The organism is Bradyrhizobium sp. LeoA1Lang, from assembly GCF_055413685.1.
This window is the reverse complement of record NZ_JBVAPG010000275.1, coordinates 1-6,360: the sequence shown is the minus strand read 5'-3', so window position 1 is coordinate 6,360 and position 6,360 is coordinate 1. Positions and strand designations below refer to the sequence as shown.

The window sequence follows — 6,360 nt, the reverse complement described above, 5'->3', positions numbered from 1 at the left end:
AGGTGATGCCGTGAGCTGCAGAAATCTTCGGAAGCCAATCCTCGCCCGGGGCCCGGTCGTCGCGCTGCGCTACGCATGGCTCCGCGCGCCGCCCTCTCACCGCAAAAACCCAACCCAACCCTGTTCGCTGAGAGCCTTGACTCACAAAGCCCCATATGAGGGTGGGCAAAGCGCAGCGTGCCCACCACCAAGCACTTCGCTCGTGACGGTGGGCACGCTCCGCTTTGCCCACCCTACGCGGCTCCCACAAGGGGAGAGGGTGCATTGGAGCGCGGTTCGCGAGGAATGGTCACACCCGCATTGGCATCAGTACGTAGAGCGCGCTCTTGTTGTCCTTGTCCTGCACCAGCGTCGGCGAGCCGGGATCGGCGAGTTTCAGGACTGCGACGTCGCCCTCGATCTGGGCGGCGATGTCGAGCAAATAGCGCGAGTTGAAGCCGATATCGAGCGCGTCAGAGGCGTATTCGACCTCCAGTTCCTCGGTGGCGCTGCCGGAATCCGGGTTTGTCACCGACAGCACGAGCTTGCCTGCCGACAGCGACAGCTTGACCGCGCGGCCGCGCTCGCTGGAGATGGTCGAGACGCGGTCGACGGCGGCTTCAAAATCCTTCTTGTCGACCACCAGTTCCTTGTCGTTGTTCTGCGGGATCACCCGGCCGTAATCGGGGAAGGTGCCGTCGATCAATTTCGAGGTCAGCACCACATTGCCGAGCGTGAAGCGGATCTTGCCCGGCGAGAGCTCGATGGTGATTTCCGCCTCGGTATCCTCGATCAGCCGCTGCACTTCACCGACGGTCTTGCGCGGCACGATCACGCCGGGCATGCCGGCGGCGCCCTGCGGCTGCACCAGGTCGACCTGCGCCAGGCGGTGACCGTCGGTCGCGACGCCGCGGAGCGTCGCCTGCTTGGCGCTGCCCGCCGAATGCAGATAGATGCCGTTGAGGTAATAGCGTGTCTCTTCGGTCGAGATCGCAAACTGCGTGCGGTCGATCAGGCGCTTCAGGCCGGCGGCGGGAAGCGAGAACGAATGCGTCATGTCGCCGGCGGCCAGATCCGGGAAATCGCTCTCCGGCAGCGTTTGCAGGGTGAAGCGCGAGCGGCCGGCCCGGATCGCCAGCACCGAGCGGTCGCCATCCGCCTCCAGCACGATCTGGGCGCCGTCGGGCAGCTTGCGCACGATATCGTAGAACATGTGGGCGGGCACCGTCGTCGAGCCGGCGGTGGCGGTTTCCGCGGCCAGCGTCTCCGTCACCTCGAGATCGAGGTCGGTCGCCTTCAGCGAGAGTTTGGCATTTTCGGCGCGGACCAGCACATTGCCGAGGATCGGGATGGTGTTGCGACGTTCGACCACGCGATGCACGTGGCCGAGCGATTTCAGGAGTTGCGCGCGCTCGACGGTGACCTTCATTGCAATACCCGCCAGATCCCTGAGTTGAGCATGGCCTGTCCGAAAACCGGTAACCCACCGTGCTCTGAGATGGAAAGGCCGGGGCGGCCATGGGCGCGCCGCGGCGTTTGAGGCCCGAAAGCCGGCCAATCCATGGGATTTGACCAAACCGTCGGGGGGACCCCAAGGTGGCGCGGATAACGCGCGAGCGCAAGGGAGCGGAACGCCGTTCCCCACGTTTTCAGGCATAAAGGCCGTTCCCGCCCCGGTTAGAGCATGATCCGGAAAAGTGGAAACCGGTTTTCCGAAAAGATCATGCTCAAACAAAAGGATGGATCATGATCCGATTCCGTCCGATCGGATCATGGTCCGGGCGGCAGGGAAGAATTCATTCCTGCAATTGGCGCTTCAGGGATTCGACCTCTTCCGAGAGCGAGGTGTCCTTGGCGACCAGTGCTTCGATCTTGCGCACGGCATGGAGCACCGTGGTGTGGTCGCGCCCGCCGAAGCGCCGGCCAATCTCGGGCAGCGAGCGGAGCGTCAGCGTCTTGGCCAGGTACATCGCGACCTGGCGCGGGCGCACCACGTTCGCCGTGCGGCGCGAGGACAAGAGGTCCGAACGGCTGACATTGTACTGCCGGGCGACCACGCGCTGGATGTCCTCGATCTTGATGCGCTTCGGCTCCTGCGGACGGATCAGATCGCGGACCTCGCGCTCGGCCATCTCCAGCGTCACCGGCTGGTTGTTCAGCTTGCTGTGCGCGAGCAGGCGGTTGATCGCGCCCTCGAGGTCGCGGCCGTTATGGGTGATGGTGCGTGACAGATAGTCCAGCACCTCGTCGGGCACGTCGAAGCTTGCGTGATGGACGCGGGCCGCGGCCACGCGCGATCTGAGGATGCCGAGGCGCAGCTCTTCGCCGAGCGATCCCATTTCGACCACGAGCCCGCCGGCAAGCCGCGAGCGCACGCGGTCGTCGAGGCTTTCCAGATCCGACGGCGGACGATCGGCCGCGATCACGACCTGGCGACCGGCATCGATCAGCGCATTCAGCGTGTGACAGAACTCGGCCTGGGTCGATTTGCCCTGCAGGAATTGCAGGTCGTCGATCACGAGCACGTCGATGCCGCGCAGCGCTTCCTTGAACGCCAGCGCCGTCTGCGTTTTCAGCGCCGCGACGAAGCCGTACATGAATTTTTCCGCGGTGAGATAGAGCACCTTGCGCTCGCCGCCGGAATTGCCGGCCCAGGTCACCGCCTGCAGAAGATGGGTTTTGCCGAGCCCCACGCCGGCATGGATGTAGAGCGGGTTGAACATCACGGGATCGCCGCGACGACCTTCCGCAACCTGGCGTGCCGCGGCATGCGCGAGCGTGTTGGAGCGGCCGACCACGAAGCTCGCAAATGTCAGTCGCGGATCGAGCGGTGAGCCACCGAGCGCATCGTGGCTTGCGGATACCGGCGCGGTCGCGGTCGAACGCAGTTCGACAGAGGGCCGTCCTTCCGGCCGCTCGACGCGCCGCGTTTCTGCCGGCGCGGGAATCTCCTTCGGGGTGGGCGAAGGCCGCACTGCCGTGCGCACGGTCAGATCGATGCGGTGCACTTCCGGCATCTCGGCCTGCCAGCAGGAGAGCACGCGATCGGCGTAGTGCGCCTGGATCCAGCTCTTCAGGAATCGGGTCGGAACCGACAGGCGGACGCTTTCGTCCTGCACGCCCTCAAGATCCATGCGCGCAAACCAGCTCGTATAGACATCCTCGCCAACGGTCGTCCGTAACCGTCCCTTCACCCGCGACCAGCGATCCTGTTCCGTGTTTGTCATTGCCTGAAGACTTTTCTCAAGAGGAGTGCCGTTGTTTGTGAAAGCGCCGTGCATGTTTCTTGCCACGACGCGACCTCAAGCGAGGCCTTCTGCTCCGGACACACCTCTCCCGTTCGGCGAAACCGCCGCGCGACAGATTATGTGCTGGAACAGACCTGCGTTCGCGAGGTCAGCGCGTACTCGAAGGTGTATCCGGAGTTCGCGTGGGGCTGTTTGCGGAAGTGCAATCCAAGGTGTCGAATACGGACTTGTCTGAAATGCGCAATTCGAATGCTGCGATGGTTCCGTAAATCATACTGCCTCCCCCTCTCGCCGCGATTGCGCGCGGCGAGCAATCCGCTCGCAAGTGGTCCAAATTCAGTGTGCCGCTCCCGAACATCGGAATGTTCAGTGCTGCGCCGCCGCGTAGTTCAGTCCTTGTCAACCCATTCACGGGCTCCGCGTTCCCCGCTGCTTAAGGCCGCGGCTGTTGCGTGTCTCCCCAGTTCGCCTCTCTCGCAGCGCGGACGCTGCGATCGAGAAATCCAGACACAGAACAGCCGTTCTCATATTGCTATGAGCCTGCCAACTCAGCTTCGCTTGGAAAGCGTCGCTAACGCGCACACCGCCGCCGATTTGCACGTCCGCCCGTGGGTCTAAAATCGCGCTGATCTTAAGAGCCGTGGGCGCCGCGAACGCATAAACAAATACACCAAGCGCGATTTCTGACAATCCGTTGTTTGTGGCTCGTGAGTTGAGTCTTCGCCGGTGTTGCGGCATTGCAATTGCGAAACCCGAAAGCAAGTTTTTGAATCACCGCGCAGATTCGCGCGTGTCACAAAGCGCGGTGTAACGGAAAAAAAAGTTCATAAAATATTTACGTAGCATCTCGGCGGCGCCAATTTTCAAACAAGTTGGCTTCGCTATGTGGGTAAGTGATTAGCGAGACGAAGTTTTTCGCGATTGCTTTTGGAGGGTAACCCTTCGCGGCTTTTCGCCGAGGTAATGTTTAGTGCTATTCCATTTATGTGGCGCACGCGTACGTATTTAATCGCGGCGTCGCGTGTCCAGCGCAGCAAGAACTTGCAGGACCAGTAAAACCACGGACGCGCCCGATATGGCACACGCGCTGTCCTGCAACAGCGAGTCAATTCGAGAACGCAGTCGTTCGAAGCTTCGCAAAAGAAAAGGCCCGGCGAAAAGCCGGGCCTTTGACGAAAATGTTTTTCTGTCAGCTCACTTCGCCAGCTTGGCGATCTGATGCGTCAGGCGCGAGACCTTGCGGCTCGCAGTATTGCGGTGAACGATGTTGCGCTGCGCGGCCTTCATCAGTTCGGGCTCGGCGTGCGCCATCGCCTTCAGCGCTGCATCGCGGTCGCCGCGCTTGATCGCTTCTTCGACCGAGCGAACGGCACCACGCATCTGGGTGCGGCGCGACTTGTTGATGATCGTGCGGCGGGCAATCTTGCGGGTCGCCTTCTTGGCGGAAGTGGTGTTGGCCATGGTCTCAATTGTCCTTCGGCGTTGGTCGCTCTGGTGGTCGGGCTCGAGCGCGCCGGCCGTTGAAATCGCGTGATCTACTCTGCTGTGTTGTCGAGATGCGTTCTTGAGGGGGCCGTGCCCAGAAGCAAAAGTCCCGGCAGCCGCCCGTCCAAAGAACAGCGGCGGCAGGATTGCGCCCGCCGCCATTGCGCGGTCTTATAGAGGGGCCGGCCCTCAGCGTCAACGTTTTCCACCCGGCTTGGGAGGCCGGAATCCGGCAGAAAATGGCCGCCAAGGTGCTGAACAGGTTGAATTTCCGCCCTTCCTGCCGTTAATGGGCCTTGGCGCGCTTGGGGCGGACAGGGACTAGGGTGAGGCATGATCCGCGGGTTTTTTCGGCTAATCGGCCTGCTGCTCCTGGCCGGCGGATTTGTTTTCATGGTCTATGACGGCGCCCGTTTCGTCGCCGATCAGACCCTGCACTTCACCCGCTTCGGCCAGTTCTGGAACGACATCCACCAGTCCAGCCAGGCCGCCTTCCGTGCCTGGATCGAGCGCACCGCGCCTTTCCTCTGGGACAGCGTGATCAAGTTCGTCCTCGACCAGCCGGTTTTCGCCGTGCTCGGCGTCGCCGGCATCCTGCTGATGATCCTGTTCCGGCCGCGCAAGCCGCTGATCGGCTACGCGCGAGACTGATCGGAACTTTGCTCCTTTGGGTTGTGGGCCCGTAACGGGGCTGCCAGATCGCGCGTAAACACCTATATAGTGGGCTAAGCCGGCCGAAGCCGTTTCCGGCTTCAGGCCGATGGCCCGCTGGAGGTAATCCATGTTGTTCATGCGCAAGACCACCGCGTTGCCGAGTGCAGCCGAAGCGCTGCCGGGACGCGCCACGCCGATCCCGACCGCCACTACCCACTTCGTCAATGGCAGCAAGCTGCAGCCGCCTTACCCTGAAGGCCTCGAGCAGGCGGTGTTCGGGCTCGGCTGCTTCTGGGGCGCGGAGCGCAAATTCTGGGAACTCGGCGATGGCATCTACACAACGGCCGTTGGCTATGCCGGCGGCTACACGCCGAATCCGACCTATGAGGAGGTTTGCTCGGGCCGCACCGGCCACACCGAAGTGGTGCTGGTCGTGTTCGATCCGAAGAAGATCTCCTACGAGCAGCTCCTGAAGACGTTCTGGGAAAATCACAACCCGACGCAGGGCATGCGTCAGGGCAATGACGTCGGCACGCAATATCGCTCCGCGATCTACACCTTCAACGACGCGCAGCGAAAGGCCGCGGAGGCCTCGAAGGCCGCCTATCAGAAAGCGCTTTCGGCCAAGGGTCTCGGTCCGATCACCACCGAGATCGCGCCGGCGGGCGAGTTCTATTTCGCCGAAGACTATCATCAGCAATATCTCGCCAAGAATCCGGCGGGCTATTGCGGCCTTGGCGGCACCGGCGTGTCGTGCCCCATCGGCGTCGGCGTCACCGCCTGATCGCGCGCTCTCCCTCTCCCCGCAAGAGCGGGGCGAGGGAGTTCTCTCCAACAACCATTTGTTAACCATAACCGGTGCAAGACTAGGGTGCCGTCCGAAAAGCGGTTGGAATTGAAAGTGGCGTAGTCTCCGGGGTGATCAACCTCGAATCACCCGGCGTTGACGCGCCGGGCTGGAGACCACGCCATGACAAGCGTTACCACGAAGGCT

The 6,360-nt window shown here is 62.4% G+C and carries 5 protein-coding genes; 2 read left to right on the top strand and 3 right to left on the bottom strand.

Features of this window, described 5'->3' with window-relative positions; translation table 11 throughout:
- Positions 1 to 289: 289 nt before the first annotated feature.
- From dnaN to rpsT, 3 genes are all read right to left on the bottom strand, one after another.
- Positions 290 to 1,408, bottom strand: coding sequence for a DNA polymerase III subunit beta (gene dnaN / locus ACZYOF_RS41480; RefSeq protein ID WP_130582495.1), 1,119 nt, complete (start codon positions 1,406 to 1,408; stop codon positions 290 to 292).
- Positions 1,409 to 1,775: 367 nt separating this feature from the next.
- Positions 1,776 to 3,206: a chromosomal replication initiator protein DnaA gene (dnaA, locus tag ACZYOF_RS41475; protein WP_463719359.1), complete on the bottom strand. Its 1,431-nt coding sequence runs from the start codon at positions 3,204 to 3,206 to the stop codon at positions 1,776 to 1,778.
- Positions 3,207 to 4,421: 1,215 nt separating this feature from the next.
- On the bottom strand, positions 4,422 to 4,688 hold the full coding sequence (gene rpsT / locus ACZYOF_RS41470; RefSeq protein WP_028162524.1) for a 30S ribosomal protein S20: 267 nt from the start codon (positions 4,686 to 4,688) through the stop codon (positions 4,422 to 4,424).
- Between the two features lie 357 nt (positions 4,689 to 5,045).
- Here rpsT and ACZYOF_RS41465 point away from each other — a divergent pair, with 357 nt between their 5' ends.
- A complete protein-coding gene (locus ACZYOF_RS41465; protein ID WP_130582493.1) occupies positions 5,046 to 5,363 on the top strand; it encodes a hypothetical protein in 318 nt (105 codons plus the stop codon).
- Positions 5,364 to 5,493: 130 nt separating this feature from the next.
- A complete protein-coding gene (msrA, locus tag ACZYOF_RS41460; protein WP_394569830.1) occupies positions 5,494 to 6,150 on the top strand; it encodes a peptide-methionine (S)-S-oxide reductase MsrA in 657 nt (218 codons plus the stop codon).
- Positions 6,151 to 6,360: the final 210 nt, after the last annotated feature.